Raw genomic sequence first — 24,954 nt, 5'->3', positions numbered from 1 at the left:
CGCCTACTTCGCCGGGCGCAGCCCCAGCGGCCCCGCGATCTCCTCCGCCATGACCCGGCCCGCCTCGATCTCCAGCGTGTCGTCGCCCATGCCCTGGTCCGTGTCCAGCCCGTCGAGTTCGGCGAGGGGCTGGTTGAGGCGGACGTGGGCGAGGACCGACTGGAGGGCGCGCAGGGTGGCCGAAGCGGTGGAGCCCCAGTTGGAGAAGTACGAGAACTGCCACCACCACAGGGCCTCGGTGGTGCGGCCGGCGCGGTAGTGGGCCATGCCGTGGCGCAGGTCCGTGATGACGTCCGTGAGGTCGTCGGAGATCCGGGCCGGCACGGGGGCCTTGCGGGGCTCGTAGGGGTCGAAGACCTCGGAGTAGACGTCGATCGGGTCCAGCAGCCGGGCCAGGTTCTCGCGCAGCTCGTCGACGTCCGCGTCCGGGCCCGTGTCGGGCTCGTAGCGCTCGTCGGGCACGATGTCCTCGTGCGCGCCGAGCCGGCCGCCGGCCAGGAGGAGTTGGGAGACCTCCAGGAGGAGGAAGGGCACGGCCGATTCCGGCTCGTCGCCCTTCGCGACCTCCGTGACGGCGACCAGGAAGCTCTCGACCTGGTCCGCGATCTGGACCGCGAAGTCGTCCGGGTTCTGGTCGGTCGCGTGCAGCGTGGCGTCAGACATCTAGGAGTCGTCTCCCCTCGAAGGCGCGGCCGAGGGTGACCTCGTCCGCGTATTCCAGGTCGCCACCCACCGGGAGGCCGCTGGCCAGGCGGGTGACCTTCAGGCCCATGGGCTTGATCATGCGGGCGAGGTACGTGGCGGTCGCCTCGCCTTCGAGATTCGGGTCCGTGGCGAGGATCAGCTCGGTGACGGTGCCGTCGGCGAGACGGGCCAGCAGCTCCCTGATGCGCAGGTCGTCCGGCCCCACCCCGTCGATCGGGCTGATCGCGCCGCCCAGGACGTGGTAGCGGCCCCGGAACTCACGCGTGCGCTCGATCGCCACGACGTCCTTCGGCTCCTCGACCACGCAGATGACGGCCGGGTCGCGGCGGGTGTCGCGGCAGATGTTGCACAGCTCCTCCTGCGCGACGTTGCCGCAGGTCGCGCAGAAGCGGACCTTCGCCTTGACCTCCATCAGGGCCTGCGCGAGCCGCCGCACGTCCGTCGGCTCCGCCTGGAGGATGTGGAAGGCGATCCGCTGGGCGCTCTTCGGACCGACGCCGGGCAGCCGCCCCAGCTCGTCGATCAGGTCCTGGACCACGCCTTCGTACAACGGACTGCCCTTCCTGGGTCTTCGAGGTCGGTACGCACCCTCCCGTACGTACCGTAGTTGTCAGCCGCCTCTCCGAGGAAGGCGGTGCGCGGGGTCAGAACGGCAGGCCGGGGATGCCGCCGCCGCCCAGACCCTGCGCGAGGGGGCCCAGCTTCTGCTGCTGGAGCGCCTGCGCGTTCTCGTTGGCCGCCTGGACGGCCGCCACGACCAGGTCCGCGAGCGTCTCGGTGTCCTCCGGGTCCACCGCCTTCGGGTCGATCTTCAGCGCGCGCAGTTCGCCGGCGCCGGTGACGGTCGCGGTCACCAGGCCGCCGCCGGCCTGCCCGTCGACCTCCGTCTGCGCCAGTTCCTCCTGCGCCCGCGCCAGGTCCTGCTGCATCTTCTGGGCCTGCTGGAGCAGCTGCTGCATATTGGGCTGGCCACCACCGGGGATCACGATCAGCTCCTTGCTCGGTACGGGTTTTCCCGTTCGGCACGAGCCTACGTGGTCGGGCCTGCCGCCGCTCCAGCACTCTTTCGAGTGAGTCCCCCTCGCGCCCCATAACCGATCAAGGAATACTTCCGGTCGGAAAAGCGGCGAAAGCTACGCCTTCGCCACCCATTGGGGGGTAGGAAGGGTCCGGCGCGTGTGTCGTCCGTCGCGCAGTGTGATCGGTGAGTGAACCGCGCGTGGTCATTCGTGGTCAGTAGGGAGTGCCGGGTGGGTCAGCCGGAGATGCAGCCCGAGGGGCCGCCTCAGGACGGGCGGGGCGAACAGGCGGCCCGGCTGCGGCCGGGGGATCTGACCGGGCGGGCCTTCCCGCACGGCGACTGGGGCGAGCCGGCGGCCCGGCTGGACGAGCTGTACCGGTGGGTGGAGCGCGGGGCGCTGCGGACGGCCGCCTGGTACCTCGAGGACCGGGTGTGGAAGCGGCGGTCCGCGCGGGCGCTGCGCTGCGGGACGGCGGTGGGGGCGGGCACCGGGATCGCGCTGCCGCTGCTGGATCTGACCGGGGCCGTGGGCGGGGCCGCGCCCTGGGGGTGCCTGGCGCTGCTGCTGGGGGTGGCGTGTGTGGCCGCCGACCGGTACTTCGGGGTGACGTCGGGGTGGATGCGGGACGTGGCGACGGCGCAGGCGGTGCAGCGGCGGTTGCAGGCGTTGCAGTTCGACTGGGCGGCGGAGAGCGTGCGGGAGGTGCTGGGGCCGACGGAGGGGACGGCCGGTGAGGCGGCCGAGCGGTGCCTGACGGTGCTGCGGAGGTTCTCCGAGGACGTGACCGAGCTGGTGCGGGTGGAGACGGCCGACTGGATGAGCGAGTTCCGCAGCGGGGGCGCGCCCGTGGGCGTGCAGGCCGTGGTGTTTCCCGGGGCCGGGCGCGCGGCGGAGACGGTGGGCGGCAACGGACGCTTCACCGTGCCGCCGCACGGCGGGGCCCGGCCGAACATGCCGCGCCAGCGGCCGCCGGAGCCTCGGTGAGCGGGCCGCCGGGTCTGCTGGTGCGGGATCTCAGCCCTGGCCGTCCTGCGCGCACAGCGTCAGGCCCTCCGGGGTCCAGCACGGCAGATGGCCGTGCGTGCGGATGACGTCCTGGCCGTTGCCGCGGGAGAGGTAGGTGAGGAAGCTCGACGCCAGGGAGTCGGCCGGGGGCCGGCCGTAGGTGTAGGCGTACTCGATCTCGCGGTACGGGTAGTCGCTCGTGCCGTCCTCGATGGCGTCGACGGAGGCCGGGTCGCCGTCCAGGCGCAGCGAGTGCAGGCCCTTGGCGCGCTCGGCCAGATTGAGTTCGCTGTAGCCGATGGCTCCCGGGAGGTCGGCGACGGTGTCCAGCACCTGTTCCGTCGAGTCGAGTTCGCAGCGGAGGACGGCCGCCGTCGGATCGTCCTTGTGGACGCAGTCGACGGAGGAGTTGGCGATCTCGCCCCGCCCCAGCACCCGGCGCTGGAACACCTGTCTCGTCCCGGAGTTGGCGTCCCGGCTGACCAGGTGCACCTGGAGGTCGGGGCCGCCGAGCTGGCGCCAGTTGCGGATCTCGCCCCGGTACAGGCGCCGGACGTCCTCCGTCGACAGGTTCCTCAGCCCCACGTCGTCGTTGACCACGAGCGCGAACACGGACACCGCCACCCTGTTCTCGCGCAGTTCGGGCAGCCCGGCGGGTTTCGGCCCGTCCGACAGGGCCACCACCGGCGGGGAGCCCCGCTCCTCCCGTGCCGCCTGGGCGCCGGCCGCCGCCAGCTCCCTGATCCCGGCCGTCGACCCGTGCGTGTCCACCTCGATGACCGGGTCGCCCCCGCAGTCCCGCTCGTACTTGTGCGCCACCTCGCGCAGCACGGGCGCGAACGCGGTCGAGCCGGTGAGGGTGAGGGTGCCGCTCGCGCAGCCGATCGGGGGCGGGGTGTCGTCCTGGGCGACGACGATCGTGGCCAGGACGACCACGCTCGCCGTGAGCGCGATGGTGATCAGCCGCGCCGCCCGGCTGAACAGCGGGGGCTTGTCGTCGGGGGTGGCACTGCGGTTGGGGTGCACCTCGCCGTCGCGCAGGCCGCCGACGAGCCGTATCTCGTCGCCGACGTCGCCGCCGGACAGCAGCACGAGCAGCTTGAAGTGGTCACCGCGGTTGAGCGGGACGCGCGGGACGCGCAGCGTGTTGCCCTCGTAGGCGAAGCCGCGGCCCGCGGTGAAGTGGTCCATGATGTGGTCGGTGTCCGACGGCTGGGTCACCGAGACGCCGCGGACGGTGCGGCCCGTGAACACCGCGGTCAGGCCGTGGACTTCGGGGCCGGTGTAGTCGTCACGGTCGATGCCCTGCGAGCCGTCGTTCTCGATGCGCAGCAGGACCAGGGTCGCGTCGGCCATGCCCGGGACCTCGTCGAACAGGCCGAGACGGGGGCTGGCTCGCCCGGAGCGCACGTCGTCGCCGATGGGGCTGTCCATCTGCACGCGGTAGCCGATGCGCTTGCGGCGCGGCACCCGGCGCTCGTACCAGACCATGACGCCCGAGGCGATGATGCCGAGGAGGGCCGTCGCCACGGCCACGAAGTTCTCCGCGCTCAGCCACTCCATCGTGGGTGCCCCCGCCGCCGCCCGGACCGACTCGATCGTCTGGTCACCGTACGGCCGTACGAGCGGGTATCCGGGATTCGTCGGCTCGAATTCGCCGGACGTTCAACGGCCTCGGAGAAACCGGGAGTCGATCACTGCCTCGTGTACGTCAGCCGTTCCCCGCTGTTCGTGTTGACGCGCTGGAGCGTGCCGTCCGGGAGGAGGGTGATCTCGGTGGCCGCACCCGGGGTGCAGGCGGTGCGGGGCTGTCCGACGGTCACGGTGGACGGGCCGATCTTCAGCGGGCCGTCGCCGTCGGGGGCCGCCGTGAGGTCGCCCTCGAACACGCAGTGGTAGGTGCCGCCTCCGTCGGTGGGGCCGTCCGCCACGAGGGAGAGGACCGTGTCGCCCGGTTCGCCCTGCTGGATGGTGAGCGAGCGGCTGTGCTGCCCGTCGGCGTTGTCGATGGTCGCGGTCCAGGTGCCGAGGTACGACGTCGGGACCGCGCCGTCCGGCGGCGAGGGCGAGGTGGTCGGGGACGGGCCCGGGGTGGTGGGGTCCGGGGTGGTGGGCGCGTCCGTGCTCTGCGTGGGAGTGGGATCCCCGCCGGCCCGGTCGCCCTCACCGCCCTGCATCAGCGCGTACACCGACCCACCGGCCGCCAGCGCGACGACCAGGGCGATCACGACGAGCAGCGCGGTGGAACGCCCGTTTCTCCGCGGCTCCTGCGGGGGCCCGTACGGCGGGGTCGTGCCGTAGGGCGGCGGACCGTAGGGCGGGGTGGAGCCGAGGCCGCCGTACCCCGGGTACGAGGGCGCGCCACCGGCCGGGGCGCCGGGCTGGGGGTGCTGCTGGGGGTGCCCGTACGCCGGGTACGGGTACGGGGGCGGGGGCGTGTGCGGGTGGGGGACGGGGGCCGGGGCGCCCGGGGCGTGGCTCGGCGAGGAGGCCTGCGGGTGGCTGCCGGGGGCCGGCGCCGGTGGGGGCGCGGTGGTGTCCTGGCCCGCGATCATGGTGGGCAGATGATTCAGCGGCGGCCCCTCGCCCGGGCGGCGCGGCGGAGGCGGGCCGGGGGTCGCGGGGGGCGCCGCCACGGGGGCCGGGGCCGACTCGTCGACGGCGGGGGCGTGTTCGGGTGTCCGGTCAGGACCAGGACCAGCATGCTCCTCGGAACCAGAACCCTGCTGGTCCACAGGGCCGTCGGCGGCGACCCCCTCCCCTTCCGGGTCCTCCGCGTCCAGCAACCGCACCGCGTGCCGGCCCAGTTGGGCGACCAGCGCGCTCGGCAGCCACGGGTCGAGGGCGCGGCCGTCCGCGACGGTGTCGTCCGCGCCCGTGCGTTCCAGGACGCGGTCGAGGGTCGGGCGGGCGGCGGGGTCCTTGCGCAGGCAGTCGCGGACCAGGTCGGCGATGCCCTCCGGGACGCCCTCCAGGTCCGGCTCCTCCTGGGCGATGCGGAACATCAGGGCGTGCACGCCGCTGTTGGCGGTGCCGAAGGGCAGGTTGCCGGTGGCGGCGTAGGCGAGGACCGAGCCGAGGCAGAAGACGTCGCACGCCGGGGTGATGCGGTCGCCCCGCACCTGCTCGGGCGCCATGAAGCCGGGCGAGCCGACGAGCGCGCCGGTGCGCGTGAGCCCGCCGTCCGTCACGGTCTCCAGCGCGCGTGCGATGCCGAAGTCGATGACGCGCGGGCCGTCGATGGTGACCAGCACGTTGGACGGCTTGAGGTCGCGGTGGACGATGCCGGCCGCGTGGATGTCCTGGAGCGCGTGCGCGAGCCCGGCCGCGAGGATGCGGACCGTCCGCTCGGGCAGGGCCCCGTGGTCGTGCCCGACGACCTGCTGCAGGCTCGGCCCGGCGACGTATCCCGTGGCGACCCACGGCACCGCGGCCTCGGTGTCGGCGTCCAGCACCGGCGCGGTCCAGTACCCGCCGACCCGCCGCGCGGCCTGCACCTCCTGCCGGAACCGCTCGCGGAACTCCTCCTGCGCTGCCAGTTCCTCGCGCACGAGTTTCACGGCGACCGTACGGCCCCGCTCCGAGCGGGCCAGGTACACGTGCCCCATGCCGCCCGCCCCGAGCCGCGCCAGCAGCCGGTACGCGCCGATGCGCTGCGGATCCCCGGGCCCCAACGTCTCCATCGCTCCGCCGCCTTCCCCCCACACGCGAGCAACGGATCGAGAATAGTGCGGGGCGGGGGCCGGGTGACCTGGGAGACGTCTACGGTTCCGTAACAGGCGGACCGACCTGGTCCAGCACCTTCGACAGCCGCTCCAGCAGCCGTACCGCCTCCGCCAGCTCGGCCTCCCCGAACGCCTCGGCCAGCCGGTCGGCGAAGGCCGCGTGCCCCGGGTCGATGCGGGCGACGGCCGCCCGGCCCTCCCCGGTCGGCGCGAGGAGCTTGGCCCGGCGGTGCGCCGGGTTCGGCCGGTACTCCGCGAGACCGCGTTCCACCAGCAGATCGGCGATGCGCTGCACGCTCTGCCGGGTGATGCCCATGGCGCGGGCGATGCCGGAGACGGGCAGCGGCTCGCCGAGGACCGCGCCGAGGACCTGCCACCAGGCGGCGGTCAGCCCGGCCGGCCGGGCCAGTTCCTCCGCGACGCCGAGGAACTGGCCGTTGAGCCGGAACACCCCGAGGGCGCTGCGGCTGAGCAGGTCCTGCCGCTCCCGGCTCATGCCGCCCCGGCCTTCTCCAGCACGGCGTACGCCGTCGGGTCGGAGTCGTGGAAGAGGCGGTACCAGGCGTCCAGCACCTCGCCCTCGAAGACCCCGAGCAGGCTCAGGATCTCCCGGGCGAAGGCGACCGGCTCGGTCGGGCCCGCGGTGACCAGGCCGCCGTCGGTGACGGCGTCGGCCTCGACGTAGCGCTCGCCGCCCGCGTAGCCGGTCGCGGCGAGGTAGAAGGAGACCGCGCTGGTGTGGGCCCGGTCGTCGAGCAGGCCCTCGCGGGCGAGTCCGGCGGTGGCCCCGCAGATCGCGGCGACCGGGACGCCCGCCTCCAGGAAGGCCCGGGCCTTGCGGGCGAAGGGGGCCAGGTCGTCGCCCGCGTCCCAGAGGTCGGCGCCCGGGAGGATCAGCAGGGAGCTGTCCTCGGGGCGTACGTCGTCCAGGGCCAGGTCGGGCTGGATGCGCAGGCCGCCGATGCTGGTGACCGGGGCGGTGGACGGGCCGGCCGTGCGGATCTCGTGGCCGGCGCGGGCGAGGTGGGCCGTGGCGTGGCCGGTCTCCCAGTCGGCGAGGGTGTCGTAGACGGCGAGATGGACGGGCTTGCGGTCATGGCCGGCGGGGGCTGGCGTGGCGTTCATGGCTCCTCCTCGGGACCCTGTGCTTTATGACAGCATCCTTACAGTTCGACAGCATGCTGTCAAATTCTTCATCGTGCCTGGACAACCTGTCGCGGAATGCCGCCGACGCCAGACAGGCCGCCGATACCACCGCCCTCTCCGCGGCGCCTACGCTCGCCCGCATGACCCCTCAGCCGAACCCCGAAGCCGGTGCCGCCGTGAAGGCCGCCGACCGTGACCACGTGTTCCACTCCTGGTCCGCGCAGGAGCTGATCGACCCGCTCGCCGTCGCCGGTGCCGAGGGGTCGTACTTCTGGGACTACGACGGCAAGCGCTACCTCGACTTCAGCAGCGGGCTCGTCTACACGAACATCGGCTACCAGCACCCCAAGGTCGTCGCCGCGATCCAGGAGCAGGCGGCGCGGATGACGACGTTCGCGCCCGCGTTCGCGGTCGAGGCCCGGTCGGAGGCGGCCCGGCTGATCGCCGAACGGACCCCGGGCGACCTGGACAAGATCTTCTTCACCAACGGCGGCGCCGACGCCGTCGAGCACGCCATCCGGATGGCCCGGCTGCACACCGGCCGCCCGAAGGTGCTCTCGGCGTACCGCTCGTACCACGGCGGCACCCAGCAGGCCGTGAACATCACCGGCGACCCGCGCCGCTGGGCCTCCGACAGCGGCACGGCCGGGGTGGTGCACTTCTGGGCGCCCCACCTCTACCGCTCCCGCTTCTACGCGGAGACCGAGGAGCAGGAGTGCGCGCGGGCGCTGGAGCACCTGGAGACGACGATCGCCTTCGAGGGGCCCTCGACAATCGCGGCGATCATCCTGGAGACCATCCCGGGCACGGCCGGGATCATGGTGCCGCCGCCCGGTTACCTGGCCGGGGTGCGCGAGCTCTGCGACAAGTACGGGATCGTCTTCGTCCTGGACGAGGTCATGGCCGGCTTCGGGCGGACGGGCACATGGTTCGCGGCGGACCTGTTCGGCGTCACGCCCGACCTGCTGACCTTCGCCAAGGGCGTGAACAGCGGCTATGTGCCGCTGGGCGGGGTGGCGATCTCCGGCGCGATCGCGGAGACGTTCGGGAAGCGGCCGTACCCGGGCGGGCTGACGTACTCCGGGCACCCGCTGGCGTGCGCCGCCGCCGTCGCGACGATCGACGTCATGGCCGAGGAGGGCGTCGTCGAGCACGCGGCCCGGCTGGGCGAGAGCGTCGTCGGGCCGGAGCTGCGGGCGCTGGCCGAGCGGCACCCGAGCGTCGGCGAGGTGCGCGGCGTGGGCATGTTCTGGGCGCTGGAGCTGGTGCGCGACCGCGAGACGCGGGAGCCGCTGGTGCCGTACAACGCGGCCGGGGAGGCGAACGCGCCGATGGCCGCCTTCGCCGCCGCCGCGAAGGCGGGCGGGCTGTGGCCGTTCGTGAACATGAACCGGACGCACGTGGTGCCGCCCTGCAACGTGAGCGAGGCGGAGCTGAAGGAAGGCCTGGCCGTCCTGGACGCGGCGCTCTCCGTGGCCGACGAGCACACCGGTAAACACCTGTAAACCCGTCAGTAACAGACATCCTCGCGCCTCATTCGAACGCGTAAGGTGGCGTGCCCGTAGACATATACGCGCACGCCACCCGAACGCGACGAGGGAGACGCCCTGACCATGCCCGGCAGCACCGGCAACGGCGCCGTCACGCGCAGCACCCTGCGCCAGCAGATCGCCGAAGCGCTTCGCGACGAGGTGCTGGCCGGGCGTCTGCAGCCGGGGCAGGAGTTCACGGTCAAGGAGATCGCCGAGCAGTACGGGGTGTCCGCGACGCCGGTCCGGGAGGCGCTGGTCGACCTCTCCGCGCAGGGTCTGCTCGACGCCGACCAGCACCGCGGCTTCAAGGTGCACGAGTACTCGGCCGAGGACTTCCGCGGCATGATCGAGGCGCGCGGCCTGGTCATCGAGGGGATGTTCCTGGCGCTGACCGAGGGACGCCCGGGCGCCGTGCGTCCCGACGATCCGCGGGCCGCCGCCGTCGTCGCGGGGGTCCGCAGGCGCGGCGAGGAGGCCCAGCGCGCCGCCGCCGCCGGTGATCTCACCGTCCTCATCGGCTACGACCTGCGCTTCTGGCGCGAGCTCGGCGCCTGCTTCGGCAATCCCTACCTCGCCGACTTCCTGCACCGGCTGCGCGTCCAGACCTGGGTGTGCGCGGTGCAGCACCTGCGCCGTCTCACCGACCTGCGCGGCGAGCTGTGGGCCGGTCACACCGAACTGGTCGACGCCCTGATCGCCCGCGACAACGACACGGCCCGGGCGATCATCGCCGACTACAACGCCCACTCGCTGGCCCTGATCGAGCGCCTCGCGTCCGGATGACCCGCGTCGCCCGGGCCCGGCTGGGTATGGGACATGCACGGCGGGAGCCGTGAGCGTGCCGCACCGATACCCTTCCCTGACCACCGTGCTACCCGACCACCGCGCTGAGCGAGGAGCCTTCTTTGGCCTGTGATCTGTGGCTGGTACCGCTAGTCGACGTGTTGTGCCACACGCCGGACAACCCGTTCGCCGAGGAACTCGCGCAATACAACAAGGTGCTCGCCGAGGCCGGGCTCCCACCGGTGCCGGTGTACCAGTACATGCCGGGCCTGTCGGGCGACGTCGCCCCGGTCGCGGGCTTCGACTACGACGCGCTGCACTTCCTGCGCCGCGCCTACCTGCTCCAGGTCTGCGGTCTGCCGGTGACGCCGGTGGACGAACTGGGCGGCGACTACGAGCAGTTGCTGGAGATGTTCGAGTCGACGGCCCAGCAGTCGCACCTGGTCTGGCACTACGACCACGCGGGCGCCTACGTCCCGGTCGACTTCCCCAGTCCGCTCGCCGACGACGAACTCCTGGCGGGCGGCGGCCCGCTGGGCTCCTCGCACGCCCTGCTGCGGGAGCTGGAGCTGGTCGCCCCGGCCCTCGGCATCGACCCGGCCAACCCGCCGGCGGCCCCCCAGCCGCCGCTCGCCCCCACGGAGCTGGAGGAACCCGCCGTCCCCGCCCCGTACGACCCCAGTCCGTTCGCCCGTGAACGCCATGTCTGGCTCGGCCTGCACGCGGCCGTGACCCGGAGCCTGGCCCAGGGGTCGATGATCGTGTTCAGCTGATGCGGGCACTCACCGGATCTGGGACAGCCCCTTCTGCAGGTCCTCGAAGTTCATCACCGGCGTGTAGTCCACCTTGGCGCCGAAGTTCTGGAAGAGCTGCTCGGTGAGCGGCGGCAACTGCGACGAGTCCTGCATGTCGAAGACCAGGAACATGGTGCGGACCCCGTTGTCGGGACCGAAGTAGGAGGCCTCCGGCTTGAACGACTCCATGATCTCCTGCATGACCTGGGGCATCTTGCCGCTGCGGATGACCTCGTTCGCCTTCTCCGTGTCGACATGGGCCTGAAGCAGTACGCGCATGACACACCTTCTTCTGATCGCCGATGAGCCGTACGACCTCACGCTATGGGCGGTATGCGTACTTCGCCCGTTCACTACTCCATCGGAGCAGTGAACGGGCCAGTGACCCACACGGTGTCCTACAGGAACGAGTTGATCTCGATCGTCTCGTCCCGGCCCGGGCCCACGCCGATCGCGGAGATCGGGGCGCCGGACATCTCCTCCAGCGCCTTCACGTACGCCTGGGCGTTCTTCGGCAGGTCGGCGAAGGTCTTCGCCTTGGAGATGTCCTCGCTCCAGCCCGGCAGCATCTCGTAGACCGGCTTGGCGTGGTGGAAGTCGGTCTGGGAGTAGGGCAGCTCCTCGACGCGCTTGCCGTCGATCTCGTACGCGACGCAGACCGGGATCTGCTCCCAGCCGGTGAGGACGTCGAGCTTGGTGAGGAAGAAGTCGGTCAGGCCGTTCACGCGGGTCGCGTAGCGGGCGATGACCGCGTCGAACCAGCCGCAGCGGCGGTCCCGGCCGGTGGTGACGCCGCGCTCGCCGCCGATCCGGCGCAGCGCCTCGCCGTCCTCGTCGAACAGCTCGGTCGGGAAGGGGCCGGCCCCGACGCGGGTGGTGTACGCCTTGAGGATGCCGATCACGCGGCTGATCTTCGTCGGGCCCACGCCCGCGCCCGTGCAGGCGCCGCCCGCGGTCGGGTTGGACGAGGTGACGAAGGGGTACGTGCCGTGGTCGATGTCCAGCAGGGTGCCCTGGCCGCCCTCGAACAGGACGACCTTGTCCTCCTCCAGCGCCTGGTTGAGGACCAGGACGGTGTCGGCGACGTACGGCGCGAGCTTGTCGGCGTAGCCCAGAAGCTCCTCGACCACCTGGTCCACGGCGATCGCGCGCCGGTTGTAGAGCTTGGTGAGGATCTGGTTCTTGACGTCGAGGGCCGCCTCGACCTTCTGCGTGAGGATCGACTCGTCGTAGAGGTCCTGCACGCGGATCCCGACGCGGTTGATCTTGTCGGCGTAGGTCGGGCCGATGCCGCGCCCGGTCGTGCCGATCTTCCGCTTGCCGAGGAAGCGCTCCGTCACCTTGTCCACCGTCACGTTGTACGGCGTGATGATGTGCGCGTTTCCGCTGATGAGGAGCTTGGACGTGTCGACACCACGCTCGTTCAGACCGCTCAGCTCGGAGAGCAGGACCGACGGGTCGACGACGACGCCGTTACCGATGACCGGCGTGCAGCCGGGGGACAGGATTCCGGAAGGGAGGAGGTGGAGGGCGTACTTCTGGTCGCCCACGACCACCGTGTGGCCGGCGTTGTTGCCGCCCTGGTAGCGCACTACATAGTCCACCGAACCACCGAGCAGGTCGGTGGCCTTTCCCTTGCCTTCGTCACCCCACTGAGCACCGAGCAGCACAAGTGCGGGCACGCGCGTACACCCCTTCCGGGCGGGGCATGTCCATGGTCGAGGGCGAACGCGGAGCGTGTGCAGCCGCGTCACCGCGACCGCCGTTGGCCGCCAACCGTCGGACCGGATGCCCCGGAATAGACGAAGCCCCTGGCGCAATAGCGCAAGGGGCTCTTGCACAAAGATGCTACCCGAGGAAGCGAGGCATGGCCGAGGTGGCGACTTCCGCGACGTCCGAGCAGCTGCTGGTGGTCATCGACCCGGTCGCCCGTCGGTCGGACGGCGAGTCCGTACGGATCGCGAAAGACGTGCTCAAAGCGGGTGCCGCCGTGAAGCTGTGCCTGCCGGACGGCCCGGAGGAGTTCGCCCGGGCGTTGCGCCGGCGGGGGTCTCGGCGCCCGGTGGTGGTGGGCGACGACCGGGCCCTGATCCACGCGGTGTCGCTGCTGCACCGGCACCGGGAGCTGGCCGGATGCGCGCTGTCGGTGGTGCCGGTCGGGGGCGCGCTGTCCCTGGCCCGGTCGCTGGGCGTGCCGACGGGGACGGTGGCGGCGGCGCGGACGGTGCTCGACGGGGTCGAGCGGCGGATGGACCTGCTCGTCGACGACAGCGACGGGGTGGTGCTCGGCGCGCTGCGGATACCGCCGGTGACGGCCGCCGCGCAGGCGCCGGATCCCGAGACCGCCCCGGGCCGCCCCTGGCTGCGGACGTGCCAGTACCTGGTGCGCACCCTGGTCCCGGCCGGCCGCCCGTCCCGGCCCCCCTCCGCGCCCGCGCCCGGCCCCTCCCGGCTGCGGGTCGAGGTCGACGGCGAGACCCTCGTCGATCTGAACCAGCCGGTGGAGGCGGTGTCGGTGTCGCCGGGGACCGCCGGGGTGGCCTCGGTGGAGGTCCGTCCGGTGTCCGTGGGCGCCGAGGCGTCGCCGCTGCTCGCGGAAGGCCGGACGGTGACGGTGTCGGGCGCGCACTTCCGCTACCGGGCGGACGCGCTGGTGTCGGGGCCGGTGCGCACCCGCACCTGGGTGGTGCGCGAGGGCGCCTGGGGGCTGACCGTGCCGGCGGCGGGGTGAGCGGGTCCGCGGCCGGGCTCAGTCCTGGAGCGTGTGCCCGAAGGTCTTCTTCCGGTGCTCGCGCCAGCGTTCCATCAGGGCGGCGAGTTCGCCGTCGAGGAACTCGAAGAACGCGAGCGTCTCGGCCATGCGGCGGCCCGCCGGGGTGTCGGCGCCGAGGCTGCTGACGCCTTCGCGCAGGGCGCTCTCCCACCGCTTGAGGACGGCTTCGCGGTTGGTCAGCGCCTCGTACCACTGGTCACCGTGCACCCGGTAGCGCTCCCGGCGCGAGCCGGGCTCCCGTTCGCGCGAGACCATGTGCGTCTGGGCCAGGTAGCGGACCGCGCCGGACACGGCCGCCGGGCTGATGCGCAGCTGCTCGCCCAGTTCGGCGGAGGTCATCGAGCCCTCGTCGGAGGAGAGCAGCGCGGCGAAGACCCGGGCGGGCATCCGGGGCATGCCGGCCTCGACGAGGTGTGCCGCGAAGGACTCGACGAACCTGGACACCGCCTCCGCGTCCCGGCCGTTGCTGGCTGAATCCGTCATGCGGACCACCCTATCCGGGATTCATATGCTTCCTTAACTTCACAAGTTTCTGAAGAAAGCGTAGCTTCTGAAGCATGACGAAGGCCATCACCGTCTCCGGACTGCACAAGTCGTTCGGGCGGACGCACGCACTCGACGGGCTCGACCTGGAGGTCGCCACCGGCGAGGTCCACGGCTTCCTCGGCCCCAACGGCGCCGGGAAGTCCACCGCCATCCGGGTCCTGCTCGGCCTGCTGCGCGCCGACTCGGGCGCCGCGCGGGTGCTGGGCCGCGACCCGTGGGCGGACGCGGTGGAGGTGCACCGCCGCATCGCGTACGTCCCCGGGGACGTGACGCTGTGGCGCAACCTCTCCGGCGGCGAGGTCATCGACCTCTACGGCCGGCTGCGCGGAGGCCTGGACGCCCGGCGCCGGGCGGAGCTGATCGAGCGGTTCGAGCTCGACCCCACGAAGAAGGGCCGCACCTACTCCAAGGGCAACCGGCAGAAGGTCGCCCTGGTCGCCGCGTTCGCCTCGGACGTCGACCTGCTGATCCTGGACGAGCCCACCTCGGGTCTCGACCCGCTGATGGAGGAGGTCTTCCAGCGGTGTGTCGCGGAGGAGCGCGACCGGGGCCGCACGGTCCTGCTCTCCTCCCACATCCTCAGCGAGGTCGAGGAGCTGTGCGACCGGGTGAGCATCATCCGCAAGGGCCGCACGGTCGAGAGCGGGTCGCTCGCCGAGCTGCGCCATCTGACCCGCACCAGCGTGGTCGCGGAACTCGCGGGTCCGCCGAACGGACTGGCGGACCTGCCCGGCGTGCACGACCTCGACGTGCACGGGCGCCGCGTCCGGCTCCAGGTCGACACCGACCGGCTGGACGGTGTCCTGCGGTCGCTGACCGAGTCGGGCGTGCGGTCGCTGACGTCGACGCCGCCCACCCTGGAGGAACTCTTCCTGCGGCACTACCAGGACGAGGCGGCGACCCGATGACGGCCTTCGCGGTGCGACCCGGCAGCTCACGCCAACTGGCCGGGACGGGCACGCTGTTGCGGTTCGCGCTGCGCCGCGACCGGCTGATGGTCCCGGTGTGGATCGCGGTGAACGCGCTGATGGTGCTCTCCATGCCGAGCACCCTGGAGGGCCTGTACGGCACCCCGGCCGAGCGGGCCGACCTGGTCCGGCAGATGGGGACCAACTCCTCGCTGCGGGCGATGGTCGGCCCGGTCTTCGGCGACTCGCTGGGCGCCCTGACGGCCTGGCGGGTGGGCGTCTACGCGGGCGCCCTGGCCGCCGTGATGAGCCTGCTCGTCGTCGTACGGCACACCCGGGACGAGGAGGAGAGCGGCCGTCAGGAGCTGGTGGCGTCCGGGATGGTGGGCCGCAGGGCGTCCCTGACGGCGGCCCTGCTGGCGGCGGCGGTCGCGAACGCGGTCCTGGCGCTGCTGCTCACGGCCGGGCTGGCCGGACAGGGCACGGCCGGGGCGCTGGCACTCGGGCTCGGCATCGCCGGCGTCGGCATGGTCTTCGCCACGCTGGCGGCGGTCGTCGCCCAGCTGACGGAGAGCGCGCGGCCGGCCCGCGGCCTGACCGCGGCGGTGCTCGGCGCCGCGTTCGTGCTGCGCGCGGCGGGCGACTCGGCGACGGACGACGGCTCGTCGGTGCTGACCTGGCTGTCACCGCTGGGGTGGCTGGAGAACCTGCGGCCGTACGCGGACGAACGCTGGTGGGTGCTGGCGCTGCCGGGTGCGGCGGCGCTGCTCCAGGGGGCGGTCGCCTACGCCCTGGCCGGGCGCCGTGACATCGGCATGAGCTTCCTGCCGACGCGGCCCGGACCGGCCTCGGGCCGGCTGGGCAGCGCGGGCGCGCTGGCCTGGCGGTTGCAGCGGGGCGGCGTGCTGGGCTGGAGCATCGGCTTCTTCCTGGCCGGTGCCGTCTACGGCGGCATGACCGAGGGGGCGGCCGACCTGGTCGGCGACAACGAGAACGCCCGGCGGATCATCGAGCGGATGGGCGGCCAGGCGGGCCTGACGGACGCGTTCCTGGCGTCGATGATCGGCATGCTGGGCCTGGTCGCGGCGCTGTACATCGTGGCGTCCGTACTGCGCCTGCACGGCGAGGAGACGTCCGGCCGGGCGGAGCCGGTGCTGGCGAACGCGGTCGGGCGCCTGCGCTGGGCCGCCGGGCACCTGGTGATCGCCTTCGGCGGATCCGCCCTGATCATGCTCCTGGCCGGTCTCGGCTTCGCCGCCGGTTACGGCAGGCAGGTCGGCCCGATCCTGGGGGCGTGCCTGGTGCAGCTCCCGGCGGTGTGGGTGATCGGCGGGGTGGCGGTGCTGCTGCACGGCGTCCTGCCCCGGGGGGCCGTGGCGGCCTGGGCCGTCGCCGGGGCGGTCCTGCTGATCGGCTGGGTCGGTCCCGCCCTGGACGTGCCGCAGGCGGTGCTGGACGTCTCCCCCTTCGGCCACCTGCCGAAGCTGCCCGGGGGGTCCATGGAGTGGGGGCCGGTGGGGGTGCTGACCGGGCTGGCGGCCGCGCTGGTGGCGGCGGGGCTCGCCGGGCTGCGGCGGCGTGACATGGCGGCGTGATCAGTCGGCGTACTGCTTGAGCTCCTCGGTGTCGAGGTCGATACCGAGGGGCTCGGGGAGGGTGAGGGTGCCGCCGAACCTGACCATGTGGACGTCCCGGTACCCGAGCGCGGGGTCCGGATGGCTGTGCACGGCCGTCCAGCGGGTGTCCCGGTCGACCAGCAGGTAGAGGGGGATCCCGGCACCGGCGTAGGACCGGGGCTTCGCCACGCGGTCGCGGTGGTGGGTGTCCGGGTCGTGCGAGGTGATCTCCACCGTCATCAGGGCGGTCCCGGGGCCGGCCCAGGCGCCCTGGCCCGCGAAACTCCCCTTGGGCGCGAGCACCCCGTCGGGCAGGGCCCGCCCCTCGCCGTGCTCCTCCACCCGCAGGCCGAGGTTCGGGTGGAGGCCGAGGTCGGGGCGGGCCTCCAGGCATCGGCAGGCCAGCCACGCGGCCACCGCGCCGTGGTTGCCGTTCCTCGCCTTCCTGACCCCGAGCCGCCCGCCGATGAACTCCAGGGAGACCGTCTCGATCTCGCGGGCTGTGAACTCGGCGAGCGCCTCGAACTCGTCGACCGACAGCTGAGCCGACGGCTGCCGCACCTCGACCACCATGGTTGCTCCCCTCTCAGGCCCACCAGCCTGCCGAGCCACCGGTGTCCGACCGCCCCGATCCCCCCACGATCATCCGAACGGATGATCAGCCCACCTCCACGGCCAGCCCCTCCAGCCCCCTGATCACGAAGTTCGGCTTCCGCTCCGGCTCGGCGGCCAGCCGCAGCGTCGGCGCCTTCTCCAGCAGCGCCCCCATCGACGCCGCCAGCTCGATCCGGGCCAGGGGCGCGCCGATGCAGTAGTGGATGCCGGCGCTGAAGGAGATGTGCGGGTTGTCGGCGCGGGCGAGGTCGAGGCGGCCCGGGTCGGCGAAGACCTCCGGGTCGTGGTTGGCGGAGCCGAAGAGCATGGCGATCTCCGCGCCGCGCGGGATCGTCGTGCCGGCGATCTCGATCTCGTCCAGGACCCAGCGCTCGAAGAGCTGCAGCGGGGTGTCGTAGCGCATCAGCTCCTCGATCGCGGAGGGGATCAGGGAGTGGTCCGCGCGCAGCAGCTCCAGCTGGGACGGGTTGCGGAACAGGGCGTACCAGCCGTTGACCGTGGCGTTCACCGTGGCCTCGTGGCCGGCGTTGAGCAGCAGGACGCAGGTGGAGATCATCTCCTGCTCGGTGAGGCGGTCGCCCTCGTCGTGGGCCGCGATCAGGCCCGAGACGAGGTCCTCGCCGGGTTCCTTGCGGCGGGCCGCGATCAGCTCGCGCAGGTAGTCGGAGAACTCGACCGACGCCCGGACCGCCTTCGCCGCCGTCTCCTCGGACGGGTTCAGCTCGTACATCCCGCAGATGTCCGCCGACCAGGGGCGCAGCGGGGCCCGGTCGGACTCCGGGATGCCCAGCATCTCGGCGATCACCGCCACGGGCAGCGGCTCCGCCACGTCCTTCAGCAGGTCGCCGCCGCCCCGCTCGACCAGGGCGGCCGCCAGCTCGTCCGCCAGGCCCCGCACGTACGGTTTCAGCCGCTCCACCGTGCGCGGGGTGAACGCCTTCGACACCAGGCGCCGGATCCGCGTGTGGTCCGGCGGTTCCAGGTCGAGCATCCCGTGGTCGTTGAGCGTGTGGAACGGCTCCTGCTCCGGCGGGGGCGCGGTGCGGCCGAACTCCTCGTGCGTGAAGCGGTGCTGGTACGTCCGGCCCAGGCGCCGGTCGCGCAGCAGGGCCGAGACGTCCGCGTGGTGCGGGACGAGCCACTGGTTCGTGGGCTCGAACCAGTGCACGCGGCCCCGGGCACGCAGCTCGGCGTAGGCGGGGTACGGGTCGGCGAGGAACGCCGGGTCCCACGGATCGAAGAGGGCAGCCATGCCGGGACGCTAACCCCACACCCCCCTCACTGACCAGGGGCGTTCCTTGAACGGCGGCCCCGGCTAGCCGGGGGTCACCAGCCGCGCCTCGTAGGCGAACACCGCCGCCTGCGTGCGGTCCCTGAGGCCCAGCTTCACCAGGATCCGGCTGACGTGCGTCTTGATCGTCGACTCGGCGACGACCAGCCGCTCGGCGATCTCCGCGTTCGACAGGCCCTGCGCGATGAGGACCAGCACCTCCGTCTCCCGGTCGGTGAGGTCGCCGTACGCCGCCTGGGCGGAGGGCATCAGGCGCGGGGTCTCGGAGAGCTTGGAGAACTCGGTGATCAGCCTCCTGGTCACCGAGGGCGCCAGCAGCGCCTCCCCGGACGCCACGACCCGCACCCCGTCGGCGAGCTGGCGGGCCGAGGCGTCCTTGAGGAGGAAGCCGGAGGCTCCCGCGCGCAACGCCTGGTACACGTACTCGTCGAGGTCGAACGTCGTGAGGACCAGGACCTTCGCCGCGCCGTCGGCGGCGACGATCTCGCGGGTCGCCTCGATGCCGTTCAGCTCGGGCATGCGGATGTCCATGAGCACGACGTCCGGGGCGAGCTCGCGGACCTTGGCGACGGCCTCCCGGCCGTTCACCGCCTCGCCGACGACCTCGATGTCCGGCATCGCGTTCAGCAGGACCGAGAAGCCCTCGCGGACCATCATCTGGTCGTCCGCGATCAGGACCCGGATGGTCATGCGTCGTCCTCGTCCGGCAGGGCGACCGGCAGGAACACCGTCACCTCGTAGCCTCCGTCGTCCGTGCGGCCCGCCGTCATCTCGCCGTTCAGCATCGACACGCGCTCCCGCATGCCGGTGATGCCGTGCCCGGCGCCGGGCGAGGGCTTGATCAGGCTGGGGTTGGGCGGCGGGCCGTTGACGACGCGCAGGCCCAGGCCGCCGAGGACGTACCCGATCTCCACCCGGGCGGTCGCGCCGGGGGCGTGCCGCAGGGTGTTGCTCAGCGCCTCCTGCGCGATCCGGTACGCGGACAGTTCCACGCCCTGCGGCAGCTCCCGCACCGCCCCGGTCACCGCCTTGTCCACGTGCAGCCCGGCCTCCCGCACATTGGCCAGCAGCCCGTCCAGGTCGGCGAGGGTGGGCTGCGGGGCGTCCGGGGCCTCGTAGTCCTCGGCGCGGACGACGCCCAGGACGCGGCGCAGCTCGGTCAGCGCCGCGACCGCGTTCTCCCGGATGGTGGCGAAGGCCTGCTCCAGCTCCGGCGGCGGGTTCTCCACCCGGTAGGGCGCGGCCTCCGCCTGGATGGCGACCACCGACATGTGGTGCGCGACCACGTCGTGCAGCTCGCGGGCGATCGTGGTGCGCTCCTCCAGCAGGGTGCGCCGGGACCGCTCGTGCGCGGTGACCGTCTGCTGGGCGGTGACCTCCTGTACGGCGTCCCGGCGGATGTGCCAGACGGTGACGCAGAGCAGGATCATGGCCGAGAAGACCAGCATGGGACCGGAGTTGGTGCCGTAGTAGTAGGTCGGGCCGAAGCCGGCGTCCGCGATCAGGGCGTACAGGGCGGTCAGCGCCCACATCCAGCCCGCCGTGCGCGGCCGGGTGCGTATGGCCACGACGGTCAGCACGGTCAGGTGGCAGGCGAAGCTGCCGGCCTGCCACGGCCAGTCGCCCCAGCCGCTGCCGATCACACCGGTGACCGGGGTCGCGGCCATGGACAGCCAGAACGCCAGCACCGGCCGGAGCATGGTCAGCAGCACCGGGAGCACGGTCAGCGGAACGACCAGCAGCGCCTCGCCGCCGGCGTCGACGCCGGAGACGAGGAGCGCGATCAGGGCCGCCGTGGCGATCAGTGCGTGCGGCGTCCAGGTCGCGTACTCGCGCAGGCGGGCGGGGAGCCGCCGGATGATCCGCCCGTCGGTGCGTCTGCGGGGCAGCGGCCGGTAGGCGAACGCGTTGTGGAAGAGGTCCTGCCGCAGCCCGCGCAGGGAATCCACCGCCACCCGGTACTCCGGACTGCGCGTTCTCGCCCCGTCCCCCGGCGGCATGGTCTGCAGGTGAGTCGTCTCGGTCACGTACAGAACGGTAGGCGTACCCCCGGGTCGCGGTCGTCCCCATGGAGGGGGGTTCCTCCGGGTCCTCCTCAGGTACTACGGCGGGGCCCGCCCGCTCAGTACCCGGAGGGCCGCACCAGCCCCGACTCGTAGGCGAACACCGCCGCCTGCGTCCGGTCCCTGAGGCCCAGCTTCACCAGGATCCGGCCCACGTGCGTCTTCACCGTCTGCTCGGCCACGACCAGGTGCCGGGCGATCTCCGCGTTCGACAGGCCCTGCGCGATCAGGGACAGGACCTCCGTCTCCCGCTCGGTGAGATCGCCGACGCGCTCCTTGAGCGGGGCGCGGGGCTTGCCGTCGAGGCGGGAGAACTCGGCGATCAGCTTGCGCGTGATGACCGGCGCGAGCAGCGCCTCCCCGGCGGCCACCACCCGGACCGCCTCGGCGAGCTGCTCCGAGGACGCGTCCTTCAGCAGGAACCCGGAGGCCCCGGCGCGCAGCGCGTCGTACACGTACTCGTCGAGGTCGAAGGTGGTGAGCACCAGCACCCTGATGTCCGGGTGCGCGGCCGTGATGCGCTCGGTGGCCTCGATGCCGCCGACGCCGGGCATGCGGATGTCCATGAGGACGACGTCGGGGACGGTCTCGGCGGCCTTGGCGACGGCCTCCTCGCCGTCCCGGGCCTGGCCGACGACCTCTATGTCGGGCTGCGTGCCGAGCAGCACGGTGAAGCCCTGCCGGACCATGCCCTGGTCGTCGACGATGAGGACCCGGATGGGGTCGCCGGTGCCGCTCGTCATGGTGTCCTTCCCTCGCGGTCGGTGATGCGTTCGGTGCCCGGGGCGTCGGCGGGCGGGGTGTCCGGGAGGAAGGCGGTGACCTTGAAGCCGTCCCAGTGCCACGGGTGGGCCGTCATCGTGCCGCCGAGCATCGCCACGCGCTCGCGCATGCCGAGCAGCCCGTGCCCCGCCCCGGTCGAGGGCGGCGGGGGCGCGGTCGGGCGGCCGTTGACGACCTCCACTTCCAGGCCGTCCGCCGCGTAGGTGAGGCGGACGGTGATCCGCGCGCCCGGCGCGTGCCGCAGGGCGTTGCTGAGCGCCTCCTGCACGATCCGGTACGCCGACAGCTCCACCCCGGGCGGCAGGGGACGCCGCTCGCCGTTGATCTCGGTGAGGACCTCGCGGCCGGCGGCCCGGGTGTTCTCCACCAGCGCGTCGAGCCGGTCCAGCGTGGGCTGCGGGGCGTGCGCGCCGGTCGTGTCACCCGGGTCGGCGGTCTCCCCCGGCTCCGGATGCTCCGAGCGCAGCACGCCCAGCACCCGGCGCAGCTCGGTCAGCGCCTCCAGCGCGTTCTGCCGGATGCCGGCGAGGTTCTCCTTCAGCTCGTCGGGCGGGTCCTGGACGAGGTGCGGGGCGACCTGCGCCTGGATGGAGATGACCGACATGTGGTGGGCCACCACGTCGTGCAGCTCCCGGGCGATGCGGCTGCGCTCCTCCAGCAGCGTGCGCCGGGTGCGCTCCTCCGCGGTGAGCGTGGTCTGCTCGACGAGTTCCGCCCGGGCCTCGCGGCGGCCGCGCAGGGCGGTGCCGACGATCACGACGACGGTGGACAGGGACAGGGCGAGCACGCCGGTGGTGTCGTAGCGCCCCGCCGGCTCCAGGCTCTCGGCGACATAGGTGAGCAGCGCGGTCACGGCCAGTGCCGCGATCGCCGCCCGGGTGGGCACCCGCAGCGCGAGCAGCAGCAGCACGAACAGCTCGGCGACGATGCCGGCCGCGGTCCAGGGCCAGGTGTAGGTGTCCGGGTCGAAACCCAGCCGACCGCGTACGGCCACGGCACCCACGAGGAAGGCGGCCATGGACAGCCACCACGCCGGGACCGGCCGCCACAGCCCCAGGACCATGGCGCCGCCCTGCCCGCCCGCGAGCAGGAAGGCCAGGAGAGGGGTCAGGTGGCCGTTGTCGCTCATGTCGCCCGTGCCGCCGACCGTCACGCCGAAGGCGGCCAGGCACACCAGGCCGTGCGGCAGCCAGCGCAGCCAGGTGGAGGGCGGCAGCGGGTCGGGCCGGAGGGTCCACAGGTCCGCGCGCACGTCCCGCAGCCAGCCCATGACGCGCGCCCGCAGCACACGCCCCACCCCCCTGTCCGTCACGCGGCCCAGCCTAGACATGCCGTGCCTTCGCCGCCGTACCCCTGCCGGAGGGGCGGTGCGTGCGCACCACGCGCGATCCCCGGCCCCGGCCGCCGCCCCGCTCGAAGGAACGGAACGCGGCCCAGCAGACGGCGAGGGCCAGGGCGAACACGGGCAGCCACAGCAGCCGGGCCCCGACCCAGCCGAGACCGTCGGGCCGGGTGTGCAGGCCGGGGAGGCGGCCCGCGAGGAGGCCGGTGGCCGTGGTGGCCATCAGGGCCGTCTGGTGCCAGAGGAACACGGTCATCACGGAGAGGTTCACGAGCGCCACCGCCGCCCAGGCGACGGGCCGGCGCATCGCGCGCCGCAGCCGCTCGCGCAGCAGCAGGGCGAGACCGCACTGGGCCAGGCCGAAGCAGACGACGGCCAGCGTCGGCGGGTCCAGGTTGGACCTGCCCTCGCCCGGGACGCCGACCATCGACGCCGGGTAGCCCGCCCACGCCACCAGCGCCGCCGTCGCCACCGCCCCGCCGGCGAGCAGCACCCAGCCCGCGCGGCGGCGCTCCAGCTCGCCCCGGGTCCAGGCCGCGCCGAGCGTGAAGGGCACCAGCCAGCCCGCCGCGACGTTCACCCAGCCCAGCCAGGAGGGCCCGCCGAGGCCGAAGCGCAGCAGGTCCACGTGGAGGACGACGGCCAGCGGCCAGAGCGGGTGCAGCCGGGCCAGCAGCGGGGTCGCCGCCGTCAGCGCCGCGAACACCACGAGGAACCACAGCGGTGACAGGGCCAGTTTCACCAGCGTCCGGACCGTCCCGTACTCGGCGCCCGACAGCAGCAGCGCCGACGCGGCGACCGTCCACAGGCCGAGGACGGCCAGCACCGGCTTGAACAGCCGGGTCAGCCGGCCCGTCAGCCAGCGGTGGTAGGGGACGCCCCGGGCGCGGGCCGAGGCGTAGCCCCGGGTGGCGACATGGCCGCCGACCAGGAAGAACACGGCGAGCGTCTGGAACAGCCAGGAGATCGGCGCCAGCCAGGGCATGTGCTGCAGCGGGCTCGCCGTGCGCAGGGCGCGGCCGTCGGCGACCAGGGCCGTGACCAGCCAGTGCCCGAGGACGACGCCGAGGACCGCGGCGGCGCGCAGGGCGTCCACGGCCCGGTCGCGGTCGGCCGGGGTGGCCGCGCCGATCCGGTCGGCCTCCCGCCGCAGGGCGCGGGGGACGGCGCGCACACCGATGTCAGTCATGGGTCACCGCCTCGCTCTCGCCCAGGACGATCCGCGCCAGGTTGGCGAGGGACGTCGAACCCGGGCTGAAGTAGTCGCTGTGGCCGCCGTCGCCGGCCGCGAAGACCCGGGCGCCGAAGGCCCGGGAGACGGGGTCGGTGCCGAAGCCGACCGTGGTGCCGAACAGGCCGGCGCTGACGTGCGGGACGTGCGCCACCCAGTCGTCGGCGCCGCGGGCCGCCCAGACGCGGGCGCGGGTGTGCAGGGCGGCGGCGGAGCCGGCGCCGGTGCCGGGGCTGCCGAGGAGCGCGATGTCGTCGACGGCGAGTCCGGGCGCGGCCCGGCCGCAGACGACCGAGCCGTAGGAGTGGCACAGCAGCGCGATGCGCGGTGCGCCGGCCGAGACGGCCCGCAGGTCGGCCACGAGCGCGCGCAGCCCCGGGGCCGCCTGCTCCGCCCTGCCGGTCGTCGTGACGGTGGTGCTGACCGTGCCCGGCGTCTCGTAGCCCAGCCAGGCCACGACCGCGGTGCGCGTGCCCGCCGGGGCCTGCCGGGCGAGCTGCCCGTACAGGGCGGAGGCGGCGGCGTGGAACCGGCCGTAGGTGTCGAGGCTCGTGTCGGAGCCGGGCACCAGGACGGCGATGCGGTCGGCCTGGGCGAGGTCGCCCAGGACCTCCGTCACCCGGCCGGGGCCGCGGCCGTCGAACCGGAGGAGGTGCCGGGCCGGGGCGGCCAGGGAACGGTCCGTCGCGGCCCGGTCCCGGTCGTGGTGGGCCGCGGCCATGCGGGCCGCCTCGGCGGCGTTGGCGCGGTTCGCCGCGTACGCGTCGGCGAGTGTGGCCGCGCTGAGCGGGGCGAGGGACGCGGGTGCCGGCGCGGGGATGTCCGGCCGCACCGCGCCGGAGAGCGGGAGCACCACCGCGCCCGTGACCAGGGCGGCCAGCACGGCCCGGCGCCACCGCCCGGCGCGCCGGCGGTATCCCGATGCCCACCCCATGGTCGTCCCCCTCCACCGCACCCGGCCATCGGGTCCGTGTGAAAGGGAAGGTACGGAGCGGGCCCCGTCGTCCGCGTCCCACCGCGGAGCTCACCTCGGGAGTGGCTCTCAGGTACTACGGGTATGACCGGGGACGGACG

General features: G+C 73.3%; 25 protein-coding genes. 7 read left to right on the top strand and 18 right to left on the bottom strand.

Features of this window, described 5'->3' with window-relative positions; all coding sequences use genetic code 11:
• Positions 1 to 3: 3 nt before the first annotated feature.
• The 3 genes from C1703_RS21770 to C1703_RS21760 all read right to left on the bottom strand — a co-directional run bounded on the left by C1703_RS21770 (position 4) and on the right by C1703_RS21760 (position 1,691).
• On the bottom strand, positions 4 to 663 hold the full coding sequence (locus C1703_RS21770; protein WP_114254462.1) for a DUF5063 domain-containing protein: 660 nt from the start codon (positions 661 to 663) through the stop codon (positions 4 to 6).
• Positions 656 to 1,255: a recombination mediator RecR gene (recR, locus tag C1703_RS21765; RefSeq protein WP_003991835.1), complete on the bottom strand. Its 600-nt coding sequence runs from the start codon at positions 1,253 to 1,255 to the stop codon at positions 656 to 658. Before recR ends, C1703_RS21770 begins: the two co-directional genes overlap by 8 nt.
• Before the next feature lie 94 nt (positions 1,256 to 1,349).
• Positions 1,350 to 1,691, bottom strand: coding sequence for a YbaB/EbfC family nucleoid-associated protein (locus C1703_RS21760; protein ID WP_114254461.1), 342 nt, complete (start codon positions 1,689 to 1,691; stop codon positions 1,350 to 1,352).
• Positions 1,692 to 1,955: 264 nt separating this feature from the next.
• Between C1703_RS21760 and C1703_RS21755 the strand changes: the two genes are divergently transcribed.
• Positions 1,956 to 2,711 (top strand): SLATT domain-containing protein, encoded by a 756-nt coding sequence (locus C1703_RS21755; RefSeq protein WP_114254460.1) that lies wholly within the window; start codon positions 1,956 to 1,958, stop codon positions 2,709 to 2,711.
• Between the two features lie 30 nt (positions 2,712 to 2,741).
• On the opposite strand, the gene C1703_RS21750 is transcribed toward C1703_RS21755, so the two are convergent.
• From C1703_RS21750 to C1703_RS21735, 4 genes are all read right to left on the bottom strand, one after another.
• Positions 2,742 to 4,295, bottom strand: coding sequence for a substrate-binding domain-containing protein (locus C1703_RS21750; protein WP_114254459.1), 1,554 nt, complete (start codon positions 4,293 to 4,295; stop codon positions 2,742 to 2,744).
• A 131-nt stretch (positions 4,296 to 4,426) separates the two neighbouring features.
• Positions 4,427 to 6,415: a serine/threonine-protein kinase gene (locus C1703_RS21745; RefSeq protein WP_114254458.1), complete on the bottom strand. Its 1,989-nt coding sequence runs from the start codon at positions 6,413 to 6,415 to the stop codon at positions 4,427 to 4,429.
• A 79-nt stretch (positions 6,416 to 6,494) separates the two neighbouring features.
• On the bottom strand, positions 6,495 to 6,953 hold the full coding sequence (locus C1703_RS21740; protein ID WP_114254457.1) for a MarR family transcriptional regulator: 459 nt from the start codon (positions 6,951 to 6,953) through the stop codon (positions 6,495 to 6,497).
• Entirely contained in the window at positions 6,950 to 7,582 is a 633-nt protein-coding gene (locus C1703_RS21735) for a type 1 glutamine amidotransferase family protein (protein WP_114254456.1), read from the bottom strand. Before C1703_RS21735 ends, C1703_RS21740 begins: the two co-directional genes overlap by 4 nt.
• 161 nt (positions 7,583 to 7,743) lie before the next feature.
• On the opposite strand from C1703_RS21735, the gene C1703_RS21730 reads away from it, so the two are divergent.
• The 3 genes from C1703_RS21730 (at position 7,744) to C1703_RS21720 (ending at position 10,691) form a co-directional block, all read left to right on the top strand.
• Positions 7,744 to 9,108, top strand: a complete 1,365-nt coding sequence (locus C1703_RS21730) for an aspartate aminotransferase family protein (protein ID WP_114254455.1) — start codon at positions 7,744 to 7,746, stop codon at positions 9,106 to 9,108.
• A 108-nt stretch (positions 9,109 to 9,216) separates the two neighbouring features.
• Positions 9,217 to 9,918 (top strand): GntR family transcriptional regulator, encoded by a 702-nt coding sequence (locus tag C1703_RS21725; protein ID WP_114254454.1) that lies wholly within the window; start codon positions 9,217 to 9,219, stop codon positions 9,916 to 9,918.
• A 122-nt stretch (positions 9,919 to 10,040) separates the two neighbouring features.
• Complete coding sequence (locus tag C1703_RS21720) at positions 10,041 to 10,691, top strand: hypothetical protein (protein WP_114254453.1); 651 nt, start codon at positions 10,041 to 10,043, stop codon at positions 10,689 to 10,691.
• Positions 10,692 to 10,700: 9 nt separating this feature from the next.
• Here C1703_RS21720 and C1703_RS21715 read toward each other — a convergent pair whose 3' ends face one another.
• The gene (locus C1703_RS21715) at positions 10,701 to 10,991 is read right to left on the bottom strand and encodes a DUF3303 family protein (protein WP_114254452.1); all 291 of its coding nucleotides are present in this window, start codon (positions 10,989 to 10,991) and stop codon (positions 10,701 to 10,703) included.
• Positions 10,992 to 11,110: 119 nt separating this feature from the next.
• Positions 11,111 to 12,394 (bottom strand): adenylosuccinate synthase, encoded by a 1,284-nt coding sequence (locus tag C1703_RS21710; RefSeq protein ID WP_037765086.1) that lies wholly within the window; start codon positions 12,392 to 12,394, stop codon positions 11,111 to 11,113.
• Positions 12,395 to 12,579: 185 nt separating this feature from the next.
• Between C1703_RS21710 and C1703_RS21705 the strand changes: the two genes are divergently transcribed.
• On the top strand, positions 12,580 to 13,443 hold the full coding sequence (locus C1703_RS21705) for a diacylglycerol kinase family protein (RefSeq protein ID WP_114254451.1): 864 nt from the start codon (positions 12,580 to 12,582) through the stop codon (positions 13,441 to 13,443).
• Between the two features lie 18 nt (positions 13,444 to 13,461).
• On the opposite strand, the gene C1703_RS21700 is transcribed toward C1703_RS21705, so the two are convergent.
• Positions 13,462 to 13,968, bottom strand: coding sequence for a MarR family transcriptional regulator (locus tag C1703_RS21700; protein ID WP_114254450.1), 507 nt, complete (start codon positions 13,966 to 13,968; stop codon positions 13,462 to 13,464).
• A gap of 74 nt (positions 13,969 to 14,042) precedes the next feature.
• Here C1703_RS21700 and C1703_RS21695 point away from each other — a divergent pair, with 74 nt between their 5' ends.
• Entirely contained in the window at positions 14,043 to 14,939 is an 897-nt protein-coding gene (locus C1703_RS21695) for an ABC transporter ATP-binding protein (protein WP_114254449.1), read from the top strand.
• Entirely contained in the window at positions 14,936 to 16,534 is a 1,599-nt protein-coding gene (locus tag C1703_RS21690; RefSeq protein ID WP_114254448.1) for an ABC transporter permease, read from the top strand. Before C1703_RS21695 ends, C1703_RS21690 begins: the two co-directional genes overlap by 4 nt.
• On the opposite strand, the gene C1703_RS21685 is transcribed toward C1703_RS21690, so the two are convergent.
• The 8 genes from C1703_RS21685 to C1703_RS21650 all read right to left on the bottom strand — a co-directional run bounded on the left by C1703_RS21685 (position 16,535) and on the right by C1703_RS21650 (position 24,814).
• Entirely contained in the window at positions 16,535 to 17,128 is a 594-nt protein-coding gene (locus tag C1703_RS21685) for a Uma2 family endonuclease (RefSeq protein WP_114254447.1), read from the bottom strand. It lies immediately after the preceding gene.
• A gap of 85 nt (positions 17,129 to 17,213) precedes the next feature.
• A complete protein-coding gene (locus C1703_RS21680) occupies positions 17,214 to 18,422 on the bottom strand; it encodes a cytochrome P450 (protein ID WP_114254446.1) in 1,209 nt (402 codons plus the stop codon).
• 63 nt (positions 18,423 to 18,485) lie between these two features.
• On the bottom strand, positions 18,486 to 19,151 hold the full coding sequence (locus tag C1703_RS21675; protein WP_114254445.1) for a response regulator transcription factor: 666 nt from the start codon (positions 19,149 to 19,151) through the stop codon (positions 18,486 to 18,488).
• Positions 19,148 to 20,461 (bottom strand): histidine kinase, encoded by a 1,314-nt coding sequence (locus C1703_RS21670; RefSeq protein ID WP_114257529.1) that lies wholly within the window; start codon positions 20,459 to 20,461, stop codon positions 19,148 to 19,150. Before C1703_RS21670 ends, C1703_RS21675 begins: the two co-directional genes overlap by 4 nt.
• Positions 20,462 to 20,583: 122 nt before the next feature.
• On the bottom strand, positions 20,584 to 21,267 hold the full coding sequence (locus C1703_RS21665; protein ID WP_114254444.1) for a response regulator transcription factor: 684 nt from the start codon (positions 21,265 to 21,267) through the stop codon (positions 20,584 to 20,586).
• A complete protein-coding gene (locus tag C1703_RS21660; protein WP_114254443.1) occupies positions 21,264 to 22,637 on the bottom strand; it encodes a sensor histidine kinase in 1,374 nt (457 codons plus the stop codon). The genes C1703_RS21665 and C1703_RS21660 overlap by 4 nt, the downstream gene beginning before the upstream one ends.
• Entirely contained in the window at positions 22,630 to 23,838 is a 1,209-nt protein-coding gene (locus C1703_RS21655; RefSeq protein WP_114254442.1) for an acyltransferase, read from the bottom strand. Before C1703_RS21655 ends, C1703_RS21660 begins: the two co-directional genes overlap by 8 nt.
• The gene (locus C1703_RS21650; RefSeq protein WP_114254441.1) at positions 23,831 to 24,814 is read right to left on the bottom strand and encodes an alpha/beta hydrolase; all 984 of its coding nucleotides are present in this window, start codon (positions 24,812 to 24,814) and stop codon (positions 23,831 to 23,833) included. The genes C1703_RS21655 and C1703_RS21650 overlap by 8 nt, the downstream gene beginning before the upstream one ends.
• Positions 24,815 to 24,954 lie beyond the last annotated feature (140 nt).

This window comes from Streptomyces sp. Go-475 (assembly GCF_003330845.1).
In the GTDB taxonomy this organism is placed as follows: domain Bacteria; phylum Actinomycetota; class Actinomycetes; order Streptomycetales; family Streptomycetaceae; genus Streptomyces.
This window is presented reverse-complemented; position numbering and strand designations above follow the sequence as displayed.